This window comes from Caballeronia arvi, assembly GCF_001544695.2.
GTDB lineage: Bacteria > Pseudomonadota > Gammaproteobacteria > Burkholderiales > Burkholderiaceae > Caballeronia > Caballeronia arvi.
On record NZ_FCOM02000001.1, the window covers coordinates 198609 to 220257 of the forward strand.

The following is a 21649-nucleotide window of genomic DNA, read 5'->3' on the forward strand; positions in this document are numbered from 1 at the left end:
ACGCGCACAAAACAATGCCCGCGCGGCTGCGAAAGCCGCGCGGGCATTGCTTCGTGTTTGCCGGATAAATGGGCGGCTAAAGGCTCGTCGTCTGCACGGCGCCGGTTTCCAGCGCGCGCTCGATCAGCGCCTCCTGTTGCGCCTTGCGCACAGCATCGGCGACCAGGGTATCGGGCGCTTCCACTTCAGCCTTGATCGCGCCGATGATGCCATCGGCTTCGACGATCACGAGCGACTCCGCCGAGTCCGCACGGCTGATGATGACGCGCACCGGCCCGCCGCCTTCCGCGATGCTCGCGCAGAACTGCATCTTTTGCCCGCCGATCACTTGCTCGAATGTTTGAATCATCGCTGTCTTCCGCGTTGGTTGGACAAAAGCTGACAAAGGCGGCACGCCTTCAGCGCGCAGCCTGCCTCTTCATAGATTCACACCTTAACGCCAGGTTCAATTCTGTAAGCATGCGCGAAGCGGCGCAAGCTCAGCGTCGCGCATCGGCGAGTTGGCGCAGGATATCGGCGGTGGCGTCATCGGCGGGAAAGAAGGCTTCGATCGCGAGCTCCGACAACGTGATGTCGACAGGCGTGCCGAAAACGGTCGTCGTGCTGAAGAACGACAGGACGCCGTGCGGCGTGCGCAGCCGCAAGGGCACGACGACCGGATCGGTTTCGCCGCGCGATGCGGGCTGCGCGTGCGCGGGCGTGGGATAGGCGTCGAGTTCGGTCAGCAGCGCGACGAGCGTCGCATCGCCCGATACGTCGATCTGCCGTCGCAACCGAGCGAGAAGATGCGCACGCCATTCATGCCAGTTGTCGATGGCGTCGGCAAGACCCCGAGGATGCATCGACAGGCGCAGCACGTTCACCGGCGGCGTCAGCAGTTCCGCGTGCGCCGACGCGACGAGCGGAGCGAGCGCCGCATTGGCGGCGACCATGGTCCAGTGACGATCGATCGCGAGCGCGGGATACGGCTCGTGCCCTTTCAACACGAGATCGACTGCGCGCCGCGCCGCCGCGAGTTGCGGATCGGCGAGCGCACGCTCGCGATACAGCGGCGCATAACCCGCCGCGACGAGCAACGTGTTCCGCTCGCGCAACGGCACATCGAGTTGCTCGGCGAGGCGCATCAGCATGTCGCGGCTCGGCAGCGAGCGTCCCGATTCGACGAAGCTCAGATGGCGCGTGGAGACGTCCGCAACGCCTGCGAGATCGAGCTGGCTCAAACGGCGGCGCTGGCGCCATTCGCGCAATAGCGCGCCGACGGTCGATTGAACGGCGGAAGCAACGAGGGTCGAGTTCATGCAGGCGATGTTAGACGAAGCCCGGACAAGCGATCCATTACCTTCGACGTAGGGCGTACCGAACGAACGTAAGATTTACTCCGCAAACATTTGCGCAGAAAAACTTGCGCGCGTCACCCTAAATCTCGTGTATTTCGAGCCGATAAGCCCCACAACAAGCGAACAATGCGTCGCGAGTCGTGCGCGTCTCAAGCCCGAGCGCGCACTGCCCGCGGCGCCCGGACATTTGCGGAGAAAACATGTTTGTCATCATCGGATGGGTCCTGGTCATCGGCTCGGTGATCGGAAGCTTCATCGGCGTCGGCGGCCACCTCGCCGCGCTCGTGCAACCGTTCGAGCTGCTGTGTATCTTCGGCGCGGCGATCGGCGCGTTCGTCGTATCGAATCCGACGGCCACGCTCAAGAAAACCTTGCAATCGATACCCAAGGCGTTCAAGGGCGGCGGCTACACCAAAGAGAAATACGTCGCGCTGATCGCGCTGCTTTACGAACTGCTGCAAAAGGCGCGTAAGGAAGGGATGATGGCGCTCGAAGCCGATGTCGATGCGCCCGAGTCCAGCCCGCTCTTTCAGAAATACGAGCACGTGATGGCGGATCATCATCTGCTCGATTTCATCGTCGACTATCTGCGGATGATGTCGGCGGGCAATGTGAACGCGCTCGAAATGCAGGACCTGATGGACGAAGAACTCGAGACGCATCACACCGAAAGCTCGGTCGCCGCGAACGCGATCCAGAAGATGGCCGATGGCTTGCCTGCGTTCGGCATCGTCGCGGCGGTGATGGGCGTCGTGCACACGATGGGCTCGGTCGGCGCTGCGCCCGCCGTGCTCGGCGAGATGATCGCGGGCGCGCTCGTCGGCACGTTCCTGGGCATTTTGCTGGCGTATGGCTTCATCGGCCCGCTCGCGGATCTGTTGAACGCGAAGGGCGCGGCCGAAGCGAAGCCGTTCCAGTGCGTGAAGTCCGTGCTGCTCGCATCGATGAACGGCTATGCGCCGACGGTCGCCGTCGAATTCGGCCGCAAGGTGCTCTTCACCGCCGATCGCCCGAGCTTCAAGGAACTCGACGACGCGGTGCGCGCGACCAAGATGCCGAAGGCGGCTGGCTAAAGCACGAGGAGCACGCACATGGCTGAGAAACCTTCGCGCGACCCGCTGCAATCCGTGCTTGCGCCCACCGTCGTTGTTAAGCGCAAGAAGAAGGCGCACGGTCACGGACATCATGGCGGCGCATGGAAGATCGCCTATGCCGACTTCGTTACCGCGATGATGGCGTTCTTCCTGTTGATGTGGCTGCTCGGATCGACCTCGAAGTACGACAAGGAAGGCATCGAGCAGTACTTCAACACGCCGTTGTCCGCGCTGTTCGGCAACGACGGCGGTGCATCGGCGCATACGAGCGTCATCACGGGCGGCGGCAAGGATTTGTCGAGCACGCGTCCCGGTGAAGGCAAGAAGAGCCAGACGCAGCCGGTGCCGCAATCGATCGCGCGCGCGTCCGTTGCGATGGAAGATCTGCAAAAGCTGCAGCAGCTCAAGCAGAAGCTCATGGCGTTGATCGAGCAAATGCCCGCGCTGCGCGCATACAAGGATCAGATCCGCATTGCGATTACGAGCGAAGGCTTGCGCATCGAGATCGTCGATTCGCTCAAGCGGCCGATGTTCGCATCGGGCAGCTTCAGGCTCGAAAGTTATGTGACGACGATCCTGACGAACATCGGCGCGTCGTTGAATGATGTCGATAACCGCGTGTCGATCGCAGGACACACCGATGCCGTGCCCTACTCCGGCAATCAGGCGGGCTATTCGAACTGGGAGCTGTCGGGCGAGCGGGCAAATGCCGCGCGGCGCGCGCTGGTTGCGGGCGGAATGAAGGAAAGCAAGGTGCTACAGGTGCGCGGTCTCGCGGACGTTCTGCCTTTGAATAAAGATGTCGTCGATGAGCCCACGAATCGGCGGATCAGTATTCTCGTGCTGAACAAGGCTGCGGAGCAGGCGTTTTTCCGCGATGGCGGACGCACGACGGTGGATGAAACACGGCCTGTCGATGGCGCGATTCCGGCCGCTGTGGCGGCGAGGACGAATGTGTCGGTGGCGATGGCGAAGTGAGGCGAGTTGGTGGGTTTGATGAAGCGCCATGCATTCCAAAAGATGCATAGCGCTTTTTCATTCAGGCGAACCACTCCATCCCCGTCTGCACTACGAGCCACACATTCGCCGCGCTGATCACCGCGAACAGCGCCCACGCGACGAGCTTCATAAACGGCTTGTTCACGAACTGCCCCATCAACTCACGATCGTTCGTCATGCGAATCAGCGGATAAAGCGCGAACGGCAATTGCAGGCTCAATACCACCTGACTCGCCACAAGCAGCTTGCCGACCGCACCATTGCCCATCAGATAGACGCCGATCAGGGCCGGCACGAGAGCCAGCGCCCGCGTAATGAATCTGCGTTGATAACACGGAATCTTCAGCCGCAGAAAGCCTTCCATGATGACCTGCCCAGCGATCGTTCCTGTAAAGGTCGAGCTCTGCCCTGACGCAAACAGCGTCACCGCGAAAAGAATCGCCGCAAGCCCAGTACCAACGATCGGCGCAAGCAGCTTATAGGCGTCCTCGATCTCGGTGACTTGCGTATGCCCCGTCGCATGGAACGCCGATGCAGCGAGAATCAAAATCGCCGCATTGATGAGCAAGGCAAGAATGAGCGACACGATCGTATCGAGCCGCGAAAGATTGATCGCCGATGCAAGGCTTTTCGTGTCGCGATCGACGACGCGCGTCTGCACGATCGACGAATGCAGATACAGGTTATGCGGCATCACGGTCGCGCCGAGAATGCCGATCGCGAGATACAGCGGCTCGCGATCGCTCAACGCATGAATCGACGGCACGAGCCCCGCCGCCACCGATGGCCAATGCGGCTTCACGAGCACGAGTTCGACGATATAACCGACGCCGATCGTCGCGATGAGACCGAGCATGATCGCTTCGAGATCGCGGAAGTTCTTGCCTTTCAATCCGAGCACGATGAGCGTATCGAATGCCGTCAGAATGACGCCCCATATCAGCGAAACGCCGAACAGCAAATGAAACGCGAGCGCGCCGCCGAGCACTTCCGCGAGATCGCACGCGATGATAGATAACTCCGCGAGCATCCATTGCACGTTCGCGACCGGCTTCGAATAGCGTTCACGCGATAACTGCGCGAGATCCTTTCCCGTGACGATGCCAAGGCGCATCGAAAGACATTGCAGCACCATTGCCGCGAGACTCGACAGGACGACGACGAACAGCAGGTTATAGCCGTAACGCGAACCGGCTTCGATATCCGTCGCCCAGTTGCCCGGATCCATATAGCCGATGGAAATGAGCAAACCCGGCCCCGCGAACTGCAAGAGCTTTTTCCAGAGCGGCGCGCCCGGCGAAACGGCGACCGAGCCTTTGACTTCCGATGGACAAAACGGCGCGGTGGCCGTGGTCGGCAGATTGAAGGGCAATTGTTGTGTTCCTTACTCGATATCCGGGACGGCACGCGACGTCGAACGGCTTACGAAACGCCTTACGCGGGCGAGTCTAACATCGGCTACGCGCGATGACAGATGCCCCTTCCATAGCTTCACTTCACGTTGATCGCTCGTTCCAATCTGACCAATGCGCCACGTGATCGCCAGCATGTCGTCACGGTACGACAAATAGAATTCGAGGGTGGCTGTGCGACGCTGCACGCCACGTTCAACCTTCACTCGCATGAGGAGTACGTCATGAAATTAATCACACGCATCGCCGTCATTGCGCTTGCCGCCGCGCCGCTCGCCGCGCTCGCACAAAGCGAAGGCCTCACGCGGGCACAGGTCAGGCAGGATCTGCAACGCGTCGAGCAAGCCGGCTATAACCCGTCCGAACGCGACGCCTTCTATCCGGACAACATCCAGGCAGCAGAACAAAAGCTGCAGCCGTCGACTGCGTATGGCTCGTCCTCTGACGGCACTTCCGCTTCCGGACAAGGCGCGACGCCGCAGAACGCGCAATAACGCTTCGCCCGTTTTTCCGACGAGACACGCGCGGCTCCCGCCACTGCGAACGATCCCGCGCCGTCTCGCTGACGCACCGATGCAGGACGTTACCTGCAATCAAACCGCGCTATTCCCGTTATATGTGACAGACGCACGCGGTCCTGACCGCGCGCTTTCGCAAGCTTGCTTTCAAATCGCCTAATCTGACAACGACGCCATATTCGCGTCACATTGTCGTTGGCACCCCGCCACTACCATAGCGACACCGATGGCGCACCGCGCGGCTCGCGCCGTCATTGCATCTCGCGCGCCGCACTCGCATCTTTCGCGACGCCCTTCCCCAGCATCTTCCGAACGACTCAATGTGGATAGTCAACGTTGCCCTCAAGCGGCCATACACGTTCATCGTGATGGCCATCATGATTCTGCTGGCAACGCCCTTCGTCCTCGTGACGACGCCGGTGGACGTACTGCCTGAAATCGATATTCCCGTCGTCAGCATCATCTGGAACTACACGGGCCTCTCCGCGCAGGACATGGCCAACCGCATCACGTCGGTCAACGAGCGCAGCCTCACGACCACGGTGAACAACATCGAGCACATCGAGTCGCAATCGCTGCAAGGCATCGCGATCATCAAGCTCTTTCTGCAGCCCACCGCGAACATTCAGACCGCGATCGCGCAGACCGTCGCGGTCGAGCAGGCGCAGTTGAAGCAGATGCCGCCAGGCGCGACGCCCCCGCTCGTCATCAGCTATTCAGCATCGAGCATTCCGGTGATTCAATTGGGCCTGTCGAGCCCGAAGCAGTCCGAGCAGGATCTGAACGACACCGCGCTCAACTTCCTGCGCCCGCAACTCGTGACGATTCCCGGCGCGGCCGTGCCCTATCCCTATGGCGGCAAGACGCGCCTCATATCCGTCGATCTCGATACGCGCGCGCTGCTCGCCAAGGGCCTCACGCCGACGGATGTCGTGCAGGCCGTCAACGCACAGAACCTGATTCTGCCGACGGGCACCGCGAAGATCGGCCCGAAGGAATACACGATCAACATGAACGGCTCGCCCGCGACCGTCGCGGGCCTGAACGACATTCCTGTGCGCACGATCAACGGCGCGACCACCTATCTGCGTGAAGTCGCACACGTGCGCGACGGCTTCTCGCCGCAAACCAATATCGTGCGGCAGGACGGAAGGCGCGGCGTGCTGATTTCGGTATTGAAGAACGGCAATGCGTCGACGCTTTCCATCGTCAACACCTTGCACGATCTCTTGCCGCAAGCGCGTGCGTCGTTACCGCCCGATCTGAAGATCAGCGCGCTCTTCGATCAGTCCGTGTTCGTGAAAGCGGCGGTGCAAGGCGTGGTGCGTGAAGCGCTCATTGCCGCCGCGCTCACCGCCGCGATGATCCTGCTCTTTCTCGGCAACTGGCGCAGCACGTGCATCATCGCGATCTCGATTCCGCTCTCGATACTCTCGTCGCTGATCGTGCTGCATGCGCTCGGGCAGACCATCAACATCATGACGCTCGGCGGCCTCGCGCTCGCGGTGGGCATTCTCGTCGACGATGCCACGGTGACGATCGAGAACATCGAACGGCATCTGCACATGGGCACGAATCTGCACGACGCGATTCTCGAAGGCGCCGGTGAAATCGCCGTGCCCGCGCTCGTGTCGACGCTGTGCATCTGCATCGTGTTCGTGCCGATGTTCTTTCTCACCGGCGTCGCCAAGTTCCTGTTCGTGCCGCTCGCCGAAGCCGTCGTGTTCGCGATGCTCGCGTCATACATCCTGTCGCGCACGCTCGTGCCGACGCTCGCGATGCTCTTGATGGGCCACGCGCACGCGCCCGATGCGAAGGCGAAGCCGAATCTCTTCATGCGGCTGCATCGCCGCTTCGATCGCGGCTTCGAGCGCATGCGTGGTGCGTATATCGTGATTCTGTCGACGCTGCTCGTGCGCCGTCGCATGTTCGCGTCGCTGTTTCTCGGTTTCTGCCTGCTTTCCGCGGGCCTCGTGTTCGTGCTCGGCGAAGACTTCTTCCCGAGCGTCGATGCGGGCGATATCCGCATGCACATGCGTGCGCCGACCGGCACGCGCATCGAGGAAACCGCGCGCCTCGCCGATGAAGTCGAAAAGGTCGTGCGCCAGGTCGTGCCGCAAGACGAACTCGCGACGATCCTCGACAACCTCGGCTTGCCCTATAGCGGCATCAATCTCTCGTACAGCAACGCGGGCACGATCGGCACGCTCGACGGCGAGATTCAGGTCGCGCTCAAGGAAGATCACGCGCCGACGCAGAAGTACATCGACGAATTGCGTGCGCTCCTGCCGCGCCGCTTCCCCGGCGTCGAGTTCTTCTTTCAGCCCGCGGATATCGTCACGCAGATCCTGAACTTCGGCCTGCCCGCAGCCATCGACGTGCAGATTCAAGGGCAGAACGGCCAAGCGAACTTCGAAGCTGCGAGCAAGCTGATGAAGCAGATCCGCATGATTCCCGGCAATGTCGATACGCACATTCAGCAGAAGCTCGACGAGCCGGCCATTGACCTGCAAATGGACCGCACGCGCCTGCAACAACTGAATCTTTCCGCGAGTAACGTCGCGCAGAACGTGCTCGTCTCGCTGTCGGGAAGCTCGCAAACCGCGCCGGGCTTCTGGTTCAATCCGCGCAATGGCGTCGAATACAACCTCGCGGTGCAGACGCCGCAATATCAGGTTTCATCGATCGATGAACTGCTGCGCACGCCCGTATCCGCATCGCTCAACGGGCCGACGCAACTGCTCGGCAATCTCGTGCGGCTCTCGCCGCGCACGCAGTTCGCGGTGGTCACGCACTACAACATCCGGCCCGTGATCGATCTCTTCGTGAGCGTCGAAGGACGCGATCTCGGCGGCGTCGCGCGGCAGGTGAACCATCTCGTCGATGAAGCGCGTAAGACGCTTCCGCGCGGCAGTCAGATCGTCGTGCGCGGCCAGGTCGAAACGATGCGCACGTCGTTCTTCGGTCTCGGCCTCGGCGTCGCGACGGCGATCGTGCTCGTGTATCTGCTGATCGTCGTGAACTTTCAGTCGTGGGTCGATCCGCTCATCATCGTGAGCGCATTGCCGGCCGCGCTCGCGGGCATCATCTGGATGCTGTTTCTCACCGGCACACATTTGAGCGTGCCCGCGCTCACCGGCGCCATCATGACCATGGGCGTCGCTACCGCGAACAGCATTCTGATGGTCTCGTTCGCGCGCCAGCGCCTGAATGCCGGCATGCCGCCGCTCACCGCCGCGCTCGAAGCGGGCGCGAGCCGCATCCGTCCGGTTTTGATGACCGCGTTCGCGATGATCATCGGCATGGTGCCGATGGCGCTCGGCCTCGGCGAAGGCGCGGAGCAGAACGCGCCGCTCGGCCGCGCGGTGATCGGCGGCCTGCTGTTCGCCACGGTTTCCACGCTCTTTTTCGTGCCGCTCGTCTTTGCGGGCATTCATGCACGGCTCGCACGTCGCGCGGGCCGCGAGCATCCATCGCAACACGTAGACGGCAACGGCCAACACTGACTTCACAGCATTTCGAACGAACATGACCGAAAAGAACCATGCATCGCTTGCGATTCCCGCACGCGACCCGGACGAAGGCCCCGCGCTGCCGCCGCGCCATGCGGAATGGAAACGCGCGAAGATCGCGCTCGTCATCGTGCTCGCGCTGCTCGCGATCGGCGCCGCGCGCACCGTCGTCACAGACATGATGCACAACCGCTCGATGGCCGCGAGCACGCAGCAAAACGCGCAGCAATACGTGAATGTGGTCACGCCGACGCAAACCGACGGCGGCGGCGAAATCACCTTGCCGGGCACGTTGCGCGGTTTCGTCGAATCGCCGATCTATGCGCGCTCGACCGGTTATTTGCTGCACTGGTATGTCGATATCGGCGCGCGCGTGAAGCAAGGCCAGTTGCTCGCCGATCTCGATACGCCCGAGATCGATCAGGAACTCGCGCAGGCCGTCGCGCAACGCGATCAGACTGCATCGAGCCTCGGCCTCGCGAAGAGTTCGCTGCAACGCTGGCAGCAATTGCGTCAGCGCGACGCGGTCTCGCAACAGGAGCTCGATGAACGTCAGAGCACGTACAACCAGGGCGTTGCGAATCTCGCCGCCGCCGATGCCAACGTGAAGCGCCTGCGTCAGCTCGAATCGTTCAAGCGCATCGTCGCGCCGTTCGCAGGCGTCGTTACGCAGCGCAATGTGGATGTCGGCGATCTCATCGATGCGGGCAGCGGCACGAGCCGCGCGCTGTTCGCGCTCGCGCAGTCCGATCCGCTGCGCGTGTTCGTGCAGATGCCGCAGGCGTATGCGCAAAACGCGAAGGTCGGCCAGGACGTGACCGTGATGCAGGCCGAGCTGCCGGGCGAGCAGTTTCACGGCAAGATCACGCATATCTCCGGCGCGATCGACGTGCCCACGCGCTCCTTGCAGATCGAAGTGACGTTGCCGAACGCCGACGGCCGTCTGCGTCCCGGCGCGTATGTGCAGGTCGCGTTGCCCGCCACCGCGCACGCGCGGCTGCTCGTGCCGGGCAACGCGCTGCTGTTTCGCGCGGAAGGCCCGCGTGTCGCCGTCGTCGATGCAGACGGTCGCGTGCATCTGCACAAGATCGTGATCGCGCAGGACCTCGGGCAATCGCTCGAAATCGAGAGCGGCATCGACGCGAGCGACAAGGTCATCATCAACCCGAGCGATTCGATCGCGGACGGCGATCATGTCGTCATCGCGCCGCAGCAAGGCAAGGCCGCGTCATGAAAGCCGCCTTTTGTATTGCGCTCGTTTCGATGCTCGCGGCCTGCACGGTCGGGCCTGATTATCATCGCCCGATGGCCGACGCGCCGCCGGACTGGAAGACGGATTCGTACTGGCGCGTCGGCGAGCCTTCGCATGCGCCGCTCGCGCTCGACTGGTGGCAAGGCTTCGGCGACGTCACGCTGAACGGCCTCGAAACGCAGGCGCTCGCGCAGAACCAGACGCTCGCTGCCGCGAGCGCGCATTACGCGCAGGCCCGCGCGACGCTCGCGCAAACATCGGCGCTCACGCTGCCGGAAGTCGATCTCGGCGCAAATGCTTCGCGCTCGCGCATATCGAAGAACCGGCCCGTGAACAACTACGCGACGCCGAACAGCTCGACCGTGCAGAACGATCTGAAGCTCGCGCCGACCGTCGATTACGACGTCGATCTCTTCGGCCGCATTCGACGCGAAGTGGAAGCCGCGCACGCCACGGCCGACCAGTCGCGCGACGATCTCGCCAATGCGCGGCTCGTGCTCACGACCGATCTCGCGAGCGATTACTTCTCGATGCGCGAGCTCGATGCCGAAATCGACGTGCTGAACCGCTCCGTCGATTTGCAAAACAAGGCGCTCGATTACGTGAAAGCGCAGCATGATCTGGGCGCCGTGTCGGGCCTCGATGTATTGCAGCAGCAAGCCCTGCTCGATCAGACGCGCGTGCAGGCGCAACTGCTCGTGAATCAGCGCGCGCAGTTCGAGCATGCGATCGCTGCGCTCGTCGGCACGCCCGCGCCGCAATTCGCCATCGCGCCCGCGCTGGATGACAGCCCGCTTCCGTCGATACCGCTCGGCGTGCCCAGCGACGTGCTGCAACGCAGGCCCGATGTCGCCTCGGCCGAGCGCGCGATGGCGGCGGCCAACGCGCAGATCGGCGTCGCCCGCGCGGCGTTCTTCCCGAGCGTCACGCTGAACGGCACGATCGGATGGGAAAGCACTGCGTTTTCCAGCCTGATTTCCGCGCCGAGCCTTTTGTGGACCATCGGCACGATGGCGAGCCAGGTCGTGTTCGATGGCGGGCGTCGCGCGGCCGGCGTCGATTTCGCCAACGAAGGTTATGTCGCGGCGGTCGCGAATTATCGGCAAACCGTGCTCGGCGCATTTCAGCAAGTGCAGGACGGTATCGTCGGATTGTCGGTGCTGGATGGCGCGGCGAAGCAATCGCATGCGGCCGTGGTCGATGCGCAACGATTGCTGTCGCTCGCGAACGATCGTTATTCGGGCGGGCTCGTCGCGTATCTCGACGTCATCACCGCACAGCAGCAATTGCTCACGAGTCAGCGTCAGGATGTGCAGATTCGCGGCCAGCAGCGCACGACATCGGTGGCGCTCGTGAAGGCGTTGGGCGGAGGATGGACTACGAATGACGCGCAAGAAGTTGCGAATGCAACGCAGCAAAGTCAGTAGAAACGTAAGCGACCAAAGTAAGCACGAAAACAAGCACGAAGCCCACGAGGCTCGTATAGTTATCGTTGAACAACACGGTAAGCACACACTGAACGCACACAGGTGCCAGGCATGAAAGTCCTGATAGTCGAAGACGAACACAAGGTTGTGGATTACCTGCGCTCGGGGTTGACCGAGCAAGGCTGGGTCGTCGATGTCGCGATGGACGGCGAGGAAGGCACGCATCTCGCCATCGAATACGACTACGACGTGATCGTGCTCGACGTGATGCTGCCGCGACGCGACGGATTCGCGGTGCTGAAGGCGTTGCGCATGCAGAAGTCGACGCCCGTCATCATGCTGACCGCGCGCGATCACATCAACGATCGCGTGCGCGGCTTGCGCGAAGGCGCGGACGACTATCTGACCAAGCCCTTCTCGTTCCTCGAACTCGTCGAGCGGCTGCATGCGCTCGCACGCCGCACGCGCGCGCAGGAATCCACGCTCATTTCCGTCGGTGATTTGTATGTCGATCTGATCGGCCGCCGTGCGACGCGCGATGGCGTGCGGCTCGATCTCACCGCGAAAGAGTTTCAGTTGCTCTCGGTGCTCGCGCGCCGTCACGGCGACATTCTGTCGAAGACCGCGATCACCGAGCTCGTGTGGGAAGTCGATTTCGAAAGCCACACGAACGTCGTCGAAACGGCGATCAAACGTCTGCGCGCAAAACTCGACGGACCATTCCGCACGAAACTGCTGCACACCGTGCGCGGCATGGGCTATGTGCTCGAAGTGCGCGAAGCCCGCGACACGCGCGAAACAAGGGAAGACGCGAGACCATCATGAACACGCAGTGGGCATCGCCGGCGCGTGAGCCGCTCGAACCGCGCACGCAGCGCTCCATCTCGCGGCGTCTCGCCGTGATGTTCGCGCTCGTCGCGCTGTTCGTGTTTTCGCTCGTCGGCTCCGGGCTTTTTCTCGTGTTGCGCGTGCAACTGGAGCAGCACTTGCGCGACTCGCTCGACAATCGCGCGGAGGTTGCACGGCTCATCGTCACGCACGTATCGAATCCCGACAAATGGAAGATCGCGAAAGAGAAGCTCGCGGACATCACGCCGCGCGACGGCTCCACGCTCTTCGCGGTCTCCAGCAACGATCCGCGCTTCGAATACGGTGCGCCGCCCGAGGGCCGCGTCGTCAAGCGCGTGCTGGGCGGCTATGAGCGCTTTCGCCCGAAAGACCGCGCCTACGACATGCTGATGACCACGCTGACGATCCCGCCCAACGCGGACCGTCCGCCCTTGCAGCTCTTCGTCGCAATCGACTGCTCACCCAACGTCCACACGATGCGTGCTTTCGGTCTCGCGCTCGCCGCATTCATGGCGCTGTCGACCATCGCCGTCCTGCTGCTGAGCTATTCGGTCGCGCGTCTCGGTCTCGCGCCGCTCACGCGGCTCACACGCGATGCATCGAAACTGAGCCCGACCAATCGCTCGCAACGCCTCAACACGCGCGCGCTGCCGATGGAGCTGGAAGATCTCGCGAAGTCCTTCAATGGCGCACTGGAGCGTCTCGATCACGCCTACGGCCGGCTCGAATCCTTCAACGCCGATGTCGCGCACGAGCTGCGCACGCCGGTCACGATTTTGATCGGTCAGACGGAAGTCGCATTGACGCGCGATCGCTCGATCGAAGAGCTGCGTCATACGCTGCAATCGAATCTCGAAGAGTTCGAGCGCGTGCGCGCGATCATCAACGACATGCTGTTTCTCGCGCGCGCCGATCAGGGCGAGCGCGCGACGGGGCTCGTCGAGGTTTCGCTCGCGGCGGAAGTCAATCGCACACTGGAGTTTCTCGAGATTCCGCTGGAGGAAGCGCAAGTCGGCGCGACGGCGAGCGGCGACGCGCGCGCCTTCGTCAACACGTCGCTGTTCGGACGCGCGCTGACCAATCTCGTGATGAATGCGATTCAGCATTGCGCGCCCGGCGCGACGATCGCCGTATCGATCACGCGGGAGCATGGACGCGTGCGCATCGCGGTTGCCAATCCGGGCGAGCCGATTCAGCCGCATGTGATGGCGCATCTCTTCGACCGCTTCTATCGCGCGGAAAGCTCACGTACGAACAGCCGCGAGAATCATGGCCTCGGGCTCGCCATCGTCAAGGCGGTGGCGGAGATGCATCGCGGCACGGTGTCCGCGACGAGCGCGAACGGCATCAACACGTTCTCGTTCTCGGTCGCCCGTTTCGGCAGCGAGACGCGGCCGGAGAGTGTCGCCTTGCCGGTGCCGCCGGTCGTCGAAACGAAATCCGCCGCGACGTGATGCGCATGCGTCACTGACAGAAATATTCGTCCGATGCCGCGACCGGCGCGTCTGCCGTCGCCGGCTTGAAATGACTGTACTTGCGATACGTCTTGCCGTTCACCGTCACGGATTCGGCGGCTTCCGTCTCGCCGTTGGCCGATGCAATCGCGCTGCTGTGCGCGTCGACGTTGCCGTTGCTCCAACTGCTCGCGCGTGCATACGAACCGCCTTTCGACGTGTCGGTCTTGCTTTGCACGGAGATGCTATTCGTGACCGGATTGCCGAAGCTCTTCGTATCGATCGACGATTTCGGCGGCTGATAGCCCCACTTCGACGTGAGCGTGCTCATGTCGATCTCCTGCGGCTTCCATCCGATGATCTTCGTGCCGATTGTGAGCGGCGACAGTTCCACCGCGACGATCTTCGTGCCGCGTCGCGCGACGAGCAGGCACTTGCCGCCCGAAGTCTGCAACGGCACATAACCGGTCGAAGGCAAGAGCGCGAGCGCCTGCGCATCGGGCATCGCCTGCAGGCCCGCAGGATTCGCGGCCCAGATCAGACCGGCGCTCACGTCGGCGTGCGCGCGCATCGGCGTCATCGAGACCATTGCAGCCGCTGCGAGCGCGATGGCCGCTGTTTTCTTCTGACTCTTCATCGCCTGCCTCGTGCAAAAAATCAAGCGGGACATCAAGCGGGAAAACGAGGGTTGACTCTCCGGGACCAGTCTTTCAGAGCCAACCCTTGAAAGGGAGAGACGGCCTGATTACTCAGGCGCGTCTCTTCTGCTCCAAGGCGTCATGCTGCCATTGGATGTACCGCACCTCACTGCACCAGCGAGACTTCGATCTTTTCGCCGATGGGCGCGCTCGCCACTTCGACGCCATCCGAGGCTTCATGCTTATCGTACGCGCGAACCGCGACCGGCGTCGGCTGCGCGACCTGTTTCGCGGGCGCCGGCTGAGCCTGCTTCGCATCGTCCCGCGTCTTCAGGTTGACTTCCGGATTGTTCGCGGCGGTGACCGGCAAGCCGAGGCGCGCGCGGATCAGCGGATCGCGATACTTTTCGTCATCCGAAAGAACTGCGTCTGCGCCCGTCTTCGCGAGCGGCGTGGTCGTGCCCGGGCACAGATGGCCCGTGGCTTCGACGGCGCGGCGGTTCGCTTCGCTCTGGCACAGGAGCGCGAGCGCGACATCGGTCAGGCCCATTGCGCGGAATTCGCGTGCATCGAGACGGCGCACGCAAGCCTGATCGACGAGCGTCGTGCCGCCGGTCGCGCCGAAGCCCGTGATCGACAGGCCGAAGCTCGCCGAGCCCATGCAGGTGTCGGACAGCGTCGTCGTGAGCGCCGGCGCGGCGATCGACGGCGTCGTGCGCACCGAGTACGAGCTCTGGTTGTAATCGACCGTCGTGCGCGTGTCGAACGCGCTCGTGCCGGGGCCGCTGGTCGCGGCTTTGCCCGTCGCATCCGTGCCGGTGGGAGAGCCCGTGCCGTTCGCGCCCGTGCTCGAGTTCGCGAGCGCCGGCATCGTCAGCGAGATATTGACGTTCGACGAACCGCCTCGCGCCGACGAGCTGCCGCCGGTTGCCGATGAACGTCCGCCGTTCGCGTTCGCCACGCCGAGGCCGCCGACCGACGATGAATTGGAACTGGTGTTGGCCGTCGAGTTCGCCGACGTGCCGATGTTGTTCAGGCTCGATCCGCCGCCCTGACCGATGCCGGTCGAAGTCGACCCCGATACGGAGCCCGACGAGGAATTCGCCGTGGTGTCAGCGTGGGCAAGTTGCGCTGCGCAAAACAGCACTGCGCATGCCAGTTGCAAAGTGGTCTTGTTCATTCTGGTTCTCCGGAAGGAAAGGGGAACGCCACAACGCATGACGCCCCGGACGACTTGGATTTTTTTATAAGATCGGCAAAGGCGGTGTCGCGCATATACGCGTCTCGTGATGACGCCGCCCCTGCCGTGGCTCACGGTCCGGCTTAACGCCAGCCGCCGCCGAGCTTGCTCCATGCATTGGCCGCTGCGTCCGCGCCCGAGGTGCCGCCTGCCGACGACGTGCCGTGACCGAAACCGCCGACGTTCGACGTGTTGGTGTGGCTGGTCGTCGCGTTGGTGAAGTTGCCCGTCCCGCCGAACGCGTTGCCGGCGACCGACTGCGCGTTGCCGTTGGCCGTGCCATAGTTGCTGGCCGTGAAGTGGCCGAAGCCGGAAACCGAAGCGGAGGTCGAGCCGCCCGAGGTCGAGCTGGAGCTGGAGTTCGTGCCCGTTGCGAAAGCGGCGGCGGAGACGAACGAGAGCAGTGCAGCAGCGATCAGAGTGCGTTTCATGATTTGCATTCCTTATCGAATCGGAAAGATTGGATTTCGTTTTTTGTTCTTCGATCTACGGTCACACCGATACGGATAAGCGAACCCCGTTGCGGGCGAAGTCCGCCGTCCGCAACCGGGGGCTTAACGCCAGCCGCCGCCCAGCTTGCTCCAGGCGTTCGCTGCAGCGTCGGCGCCCGAGACGCCCGTTGCACCCGAACCACCGAAACCCTTGCCGCTCGCCGACGTCGTGTTGATGTGGCCGGTCGTCGCGTTGGTCGTGTTGCCCGTGACGCCGTGGCCCTGGCCAGCCGTAGCCGATGCGTGGCCGTTGGCGATGCCGGCGTTGGTCGCGGTGAACGAGCCGAAGCCATAGACGGCTGCGGCCGACGTGCCGCCCGACGTCGAGCTGGAGCTGGAGTTCGTGCCCGTTGCGAAAGCTGCGGCGGAAACGAGCGAGAGAGCGGCTGCGGCTGCGATCAGTTTGCGTTGCATGGTGATGTCTCCAAGTGAAGGCGCACGGGTTTTTCCGGCTACATCGACGCCAATATGTAGCGGACACAGCAATTTAATTAGCATTCCTATTTCAAGCGCCTGTTCGAATTTCGCGTCGATGAATCCGTGCGAAAAATCAGTAGACGTTTGAAAGAGGTCGCGCTTCGGGCGCGGATCAGTCAGATCAGAAGTAGCGCGAAAGCGGGAACGCGCGAGCTTCGAGCGGACGAAGTCGTCGTTCGTGCAATGAGTCGAACAGGTCGAGGCCGGTCTGGGACGGGCTTACGATTCCCGTCGAGCGGATTGAGGCGCGTTGGCCTTCCGCGGTGTCGATTTGCTTTGCGTTGTTCTTCATCGCAATCCCCGTAACACGTTTTTATGTTGTTTCAGGCACCTGGTTTTTTAAGTGCCTGTGTTTTGAAGTGACTGTACGGAAATTGAAATGTGCCAAGCGTGGGGCAGCCAACACTAAATTTCATGTCACACCAAATCGTGAGAAATTTGGTGGGCAACCGCTCATACCAATAGGCCGACCGCCCGGAAACGCCCTGTTTTCGCGGGTTTCCACGGGTCCGTGTGTACGATGCGATGCGCTGAAAAGCAAAAAACGCGGACGACATGCGCCCGCGTTCGTGCGTCAGACCACGCAAGCGGTCCGGCAATCAGACCGTGCTCAGCCGCGCCATTTCCGTCTCGACGATGAGCTTCTTCAACTCCGGCACGCACGATCCGCAATTGCCGCCCGCTTTGAGGCACGACGTGATTTCGGCGGCGCTCTTCAGCCCCTTGTCGCGGATCGCGTTGCAGATCGTGTTGCGTCCGACGCCGAAGCACGAACACACGGTCGGTCCGGTGTCTTCGCCCTTGGCTGCGGGCTGGCCGAGCAGGAGGCTTGCGCGATCGTCATCGTCGAGGCGATCTTTCTCGAAGAGACTCGCAAGCCAGGCGCGCGCGGGGAGATCGGGACGCTCCGAGATGAACACGCAGCTTTCGATGCGATCGTCCACCAGATGCGCCGCGCGATACACGCCCGCACTCTTGTCCTCGTATTCGATCCAGTCCGCGTGATGATCGTCGATATGAAAAAGCGCACGCGCCCAGTCGTGATGATCGCCATGAGCCGCATCGAAACGATTGCGGCCCGCCATCTCGTAGCGCTCGAAACGCGCGCCATGCACGCGCGTCCAGTGCGTCACGCGGTCGAGATCGGGCGTGCTGCGTGAAAGCGAAAAACCATGCCACGTGACATGAAATTTCTCGACCGACACCGGCGTGTGCTTGAACTCCGGCTCGCCCGAAACCGGATCGACGACAGGATTCACCACCGCGCCGACGCGCGCATCGGAGGCGACCTGATCGTTCCAGTGAATCGGCACGAACACGCTGCCGCGCGGCATGCCGCCGCCGTGCTGCACGCGCGCGATCATCGAGCCCCAGCGGCTCGCCACGCGCGCGAGTTCGCCCTCGCGCACGCCGCATGCGAGCGCGTCGTGCGGATGCATGTCGATGAACGATTCGCTGATATGCCCCGCGAGCTTCGCGGAGCGGCCCGTGCGCGTCATCGTGTGCCATTGGTCGCGCACACGGCCCGTGTTCAGCACGAGTGGATGGTCTTCATCGGGCGCGTTGACCGGCGCGCGCGCAGTCGTCGCGATGAAACGCGCGCGGCCGTCCGCATGACTGAAGCGGCCATCTTCGAAGAGACGTGCCGCGCCTTCTTCGCCGGACGCAAGCAAAGGCCATTGCACGGGCTTCAGCGTATCGTATTGCGCGCGGCTCATGCCGGTGAGACCGCTCACGTTGAACGCGCGATACGCACCTTTCCAAGCATCGTTGCGATACGCGGACAGCCGCGCATGCTCGTCGAAAATCTCGTGCGGTCCCGCGAAATCGAAGCCATCGAAGCCCATGCGCCGCGCGACATCGCAGATGATGCGCCAGTCCGCGCGCGCCTCGCCCGGCGCAGGAATGAACGCGCGCTGACGCGAAATGCGCCGCTCCGAGTTCGTCACGGTACCGTTCTTTTCGCCCCAGCCGAGCGCGGGCAGCAGCACATCGGCGAACGCGTTCGTATCCGTCTTCTCGATGATGTCCGATGCCACCACGAGTTCGCACTTCTCGAGCGAGCGCTTCACGCGATCGCCGTCGGGCAGGCTCACGACCGGATTCGTGCCCATGATCCACACGGCCTTCACGCGGCCCGCTTCGATCGCATCGAACAGTTCGACGGCTTTCAAGCCCGCACGCTGCGCGATGACCGGCGAAGACCAGAACGTCTGCACGATCTCGCCATGCAGCGGATCGCCGAACTCCAGATGCGCGGCGAGCGTGTTGGCGAGGCCGCCGACTTCGCGGCCGCCCATCGCGTTCGGCTGCCCGGTGAACGAAAACGGCCCCATGCCCGGCTTGCCGATACGCCCCGTCAGCAGATGACAGTTGATGATGCTGTTGACCTTGTCCGTGCCTGCGCTCGACTGGTTCACGCCTTGCGAATACACGGTCACGACGCGTTCGGTGCGCGCGAACAGGCGATAGAACGTCATCAGATCATGTTGATCGAGCTTGCAGTCCTTCGCGGTTTGCGCGAGATCGGAAGGCCCCGCGGCCGTGAGCGCCGCGTCGAAGCCGTTGGTGTGCTCGTCGACGAAAGAAGCATCCGTCGCACCGTGTTCCGCGAGAAAGGCGAGCAGGCCGTTGAAGAGGCGCACATCGCTGCCGGGCTTGAGCGGCAGATGCAGATCGGCCATTTCGCACGTCGCCGTATGACGCGGATCGATCACGACGATCTTCGCATCGGGCCGCGTCTCCTTCATCTTCACGATGCGCTGAAACAGGATCGGATGACACCATGCCGTGTTCGAACCGACCAGCACGATCAGATCCGCGAGTTCGAGATCCTCGTAGTTCATCGGCACGAGGTCTTCGCCGAATGCGCGCTTGTGTCCCGCCACCGACGACGACATGCACAGCCGCGAATTCGTATCGATGTTTGCGCTGCCGATGTAGCCCTTCATCAGCTTGTTGGCGACGTAGTAGTCCTCGGTCAGCAGTTGGCCCGACACATACAGCGCGACTGCATCCGGGCCATGTTCTTCGATGATGCGCGCAAAGCCGCTCGCGACCGTGCCGATGGCGTCGTCCCATGAAGCATCGGTGAGCGCGCCGGTCGTCTCGTCGCGCAGTTTCGGCGTGAGCAGACGGCCTTCGAGTCCGACCGTTTCGCCGAGCGCCGAGCCCTTCACGCACAGACGCCCAAAGTTCGACGGATGCATTTCATCGCCGGCGATATCGACTTGCGTCGCGCTCTTGGGCGACGCACTGACACCGCAGCCGACGCCGCAATAAGGACACGTGGTTTTAACCGGAACCAGCGGAACGATGGGAATGCTCAATTGGAAATCTCACTTTCGCAAAGCGCTTTGCCGAACAGCAGTTTCCCGCGCAGATGCGAGACGTCCGCGCGTGCCTGAATCAGATCGAAATACCAGCCGCCGTCTTTCACATCGCCATACAGCACCGCGCCGATCAGACGTCCAGCCTGCAGCACGAGCCGCTTGTAGACGCCGCGGCGCGGATCGCGCAGCACGAGATCCTCGCTGCCGTCGCCGCCGATGAAATCGCCCGCCGAATACAGATCGACGCCGGTGACCTTGAGTTTCGTCGCAGTCGCGCTCTGCACATAGCGACGATGCCCCGCGCCCGCGAGATGCGCGCCCGCCACGCGCGCCTGATCCCAGATCGGCGCGACGAGACCAAAGGTCGCCGAACGATGTTGCACGCATTCGCCCACCGCATAGACGCGCGGATCGAAGGTCTGCAGTGTGTCGTCGACGACGATCGCGCGTTCGCAATGCAGACCCGATGCCTGCGCCAGCGCGATGTTCGGGCGCACGCCCGCCGTCATCACGACGAGGTCCGCATCGATCTGCGTGCCATCGGCGAAACGCACGGCGCGCACGCGGTCATCGCCGATGATTTCGGTCGTCTGCGCGGCCATCGCGAAGCGCAGGCCCTTCGCTTCGAGCGAGCGCCTGAGCAACGCGGCCGCGCTTGCGTCGAGCTGACGATCCATCAGGCTGTCGGTCGCATGCACGACCGTCACCGACATGCCTTGCCGCTGCAAGCCGTTGGCCGCTTCCAGCCCGAGCAGCCCCCCGCCGATGATCACCGCATGACGATGATCGCGTGCCGCGTCGAGCATCGTTTCGACATCCTGAATGTCCCGGAATGCGATCACGCCGGGCAGATCGCAGCCGGGCACCGGAATGATGAAGGGCTTCGAACCCGTCGCGATCAGCAGGCGGTCGTAGCGCGCCTCGGCGCCCTTCTCCGAGCGCACGATGCGCCGCACGCGATCGATCTCCGTCACGGCATCGCCCGCATGCAGCGTGATGCCGTTCGCGTCATACCATTCGCGCGTATTGAGAATGATGTCGTCGACGCGCTTCTCGCCCGCGAGCACCGGCGACAACAGAATGCGGTTGTAATTGCCGTACGGCTCCGCGCCGAACACGGTGATGTCGTAGAGCTCGGGCGCGATCTTCAACAGCTCTTCGACCGTGCGCATGCCCGCCATGCCGTTGCCGACGACGACCAGCCGCTGGCGCGCAAACGGCGCGCCATTCAAAGAGGCGATGCCCGCAACCGCATATTCGGTTTTCATGCGGCGACCCAGACCTTGCCGCCCGCGACCTTCACGCGATACGCGCTCACCGAAAGCTCCGGCGCTTCGAGGCATTCGCCCGTGCGCAGATCGAAGTGCTGTTTATAGATCGGCGATGCGACGACGATGCGCTCGCCCATACTGCCGACGATGCCGCGCGACAGCACCGCCGCTTGCGAATGCGGATCGTAGTTGTCGATCGCGTACAGGGCCGCGTCTTCGCCCGCGAGATGAAACACCGCGACCTGCGTGCCCTTCACGAGCGCGCACACGCCCGTGTCGGGCACGATGTCGTCGAGTTCACAAACGGCGGTCCAGTCCTGTTCGATGCGGTCGTTCATGATGTTTC

18 protein-coding genes are annotated in these 21649 nt (G+C 62.8%); 8 read left to right on the plus strand and 10 right to left on the minus strand.

What is annotated here, in order from left to right:
• Positions 1-76 precede the first annotated feature (76 nt).
• Complete coding sequence (locus tag AWB74_RS00910; RefSeq protein WP_061123485.1) at positions 77-349, minus strand: hypothetical protein; 273 nt, start codon at positions 347-349, stop codon at positions 77-79.
• Between the two features lie 130 nt (positions 350-479).
• Positions 480-1298, minus strand: a complete 819-nt coding sequence (locus tag AWB74_RS00915) for a helix-turn-helix domain-containing protein (protein WP_061144893.1) — start codon at positions 1296-1298, stop codon at positions 480-482.
• 239 nt (positions 1299-1537) lie between these two features.
• Here AWB74_RS00915 and motA point away from each other — a divergent pair, with 239 nt between their 5' ends.
• Both motA and motB read left to right on the plus strand, forming a co-directional pair.
• Positions 1538-2410 (plus strand): flagellar motor stator protein MotA, encoded by an 873-nt coding sequence (gene motA / locus AWB74_RS00920; RefSeq protein ID WP_061123595.1) that lies wholly within the window; start codon positions 1538-1540, stop codon positions 2408-2410.
• An 18-nt stretch (positions 2411-2428) separates the two neighbouring features.
• The gene (motB, locus tag AWB74_RS00925) at positions 2429-3409 is read left to right on the plus strand and encodes a flagellar motor protein MotB (protein WP_061144894.1); all 981 of its coding nucleotides are present in this window, start codon (positions 2429-2431) and stop codon (positions 3407-3409) included.
• 61 nt (positions 3410-3470) lie between these two features.
• Here the strand turns inward: motB and AWB74_RS00930 are convergent, their stop codons facing one another.
• The gene (locus AWB74_RS00930; protein WP_061144895.1) at positions 3471-4802 is read right to left on the minus strand and encodes an Nramp family divalent metal transporter; all 1332 of its coding nucleotides are present in this window, start codon (positions 4800-4802) and stop codon (positions 3471-3473) included.
• 264 nt (positions 4803-5066) lie between these two features.
• On the opposite strand from AWB74_RS00930, the gene AWB74_RS00940 reads away from it, so the two are divergent.
• The 6 genes from AWB74_RS00940 to AWB74_RS00965 all read left to right on the plus strand — a co-directional run bounded on the left by AWB74_RS00940 (position 5067) and on the right by AWB74_RS00965 (position 13854).
• Positions 5067-5336, plus strand: coding sequence for a DUF4148 domain-containing protein (locus AWB74_RS00940; protein WP_061144897.1), 270 nt, complete (start codon positions 5067-5069; stop codon positions 5334-5336).
• Between the two features lie 344 nt (positions 5337-5680).
• Complete coding sequence (locus AWB74_RS00945) at positions 5681-8866, plus strand: efflux RND transporter permease subunit (protein ID WP_061144898.1); 3186 nt, start codon at positions 5681-5683, stop codon at positions 8864-8866.
• Positions 8867-8888: 22 nt separating this feature from the next.
• A complete protein-coding gene (locus AWB74_RS00950; RefSeq protein WP_061144899.1) occupies positions 8889-10106 on the plus strand; it encodes an efflux RND transporter periplasmic adaptor subunit in 1218 nt (405 codons plus the stop codon).
• Positions 10103-11551: an efflux transporter outer membrane subunit gene (locus tag AWB74_RS00955; RefSeq protein WP_061144900.1), complete on the plus strand. Its 1449-nt coding sequence runs from the start codon at positions 10103-10105 to the stop codon at positions 11549-11551. The genes AWB74_RS00950 and AWB74_RS00955 overlap by 4 nt, the downstream gene beginning before the upstream one ends.
• Before the next feature lie 111 nt (positions 11552-11662).
• Positions 11663-12376, plus strand: a complete 714-nt coding sequence (locus tag AWB74_RS00960; RefSeq protein WP_061144901.1) for a heavy metal response regulator transcription factor — start codon at positions 11663-11665, stop codon at positions 12374-12376.
• Positions 12373-13854 carry a heavy metal sensor histidine kinase gene (locus tag AWB74_RS00965; RefSeq protein ID WP_061144902.1) on the plus strand — a complete coding sequence of 494 codons (1482 nt, stop codon included), beginning with the start codon at positions 12373-12375 and terminating at the stop codon, positions 13852-13854. Before AWB74_RS00960 ends, AWB74_RS00965 begins: the two co-directional genes overlap by 4 nt.
• 10 nt (positions 13855-13864) lie before the next feature.
• Here AWB74_RS00965 and AWB74_RS00970 read toward each other — a convergent pair whose 3' ends face one another.
• From AWB74_RS00970 to nirD, 7 genes are all read right to left on the minus strand, one after another.
• The gene (locus AWB74_RS00970; protein ID WP_061144903.1) at positions 13865-14491 is read right to left on the minus strand and encodes a hypothetical protein; all 627 of its coding nucleotides are present in this window, start codon (positions 14489-14491) and stop codon (positions 13865-13867) included.
• Positions 14492-14658: 167 nt separating this feature from the next.
• On the minus strand, positions 14659-15672 hold the full coding sequence (locus AWB74_RS00975) for a hypothetical protein (protein ID WP_061144904.1): 1014 nt from the start codon (positions 15670-15672) through the stop codon (positions 14659-14661).
• 143 nt (positions 15673-15815) lie between these two features.
• Complete coding sequence (locus AWB74_RS00980) at positions 15816-16163, minus strand: hypothetical protein (RefSeq protein WP_061123471.1); 348 nt, start codon at positions 16161-16163, stop codon at positions 15816-15818.
• A 123-nt stretch (positions 16164-16286) separates the two neighbouring features.
• On the minus strand, positions 16287-16637 hold the full coding sequence (locus AWB74_RS00985) for a hypothetical protein (RefSeq protein ID WP_061123470.1): 351 nt from the start codon (positions 16635-16637) through the stop codon (positions 16287-16289).
• Positions 16638-17299: 662 nt separating this feature from the next.
• Entirely contained in the window at positions 17300-20029 is a 2730-nt protein-coding gene (locus tag AWB74_RS00990; RefSeq protein ID WP_061144905.1) for a nitrate reductase, read from the minus strand.
• Complete coding sequence (locus AWB74_RS00995) at positions 20026-21300, minus strand: NAD(P)/FAD-dependent oxidoreductase (protein ID WP_061144906.1); 1275 nt, start codon at positions 21298-21300, stop codon at positions 20026-20028. The genes AWB74_RS00990 and AWB74_RS00995 overlap by 4 nt, the downstream gene beginning before the upstream one ends.
• On the minus strand, positions 21297-21641 hold the full coding sequence (nirD, locus tag AWB74_RS01000) for a nitrite reductase small subunit NirD (RefSeq protein ID WP_061144907.1): 345 nt from the start codon (positions 21639-21641) through the stop codon (positions 21297-21299). The genes AWB74_RS00995 and nirD overlap by 4 nt, the downstream gene beginning before the upstream one ends.
• Positions 21642-21649 lie beyond the last annotated feature (8 nt).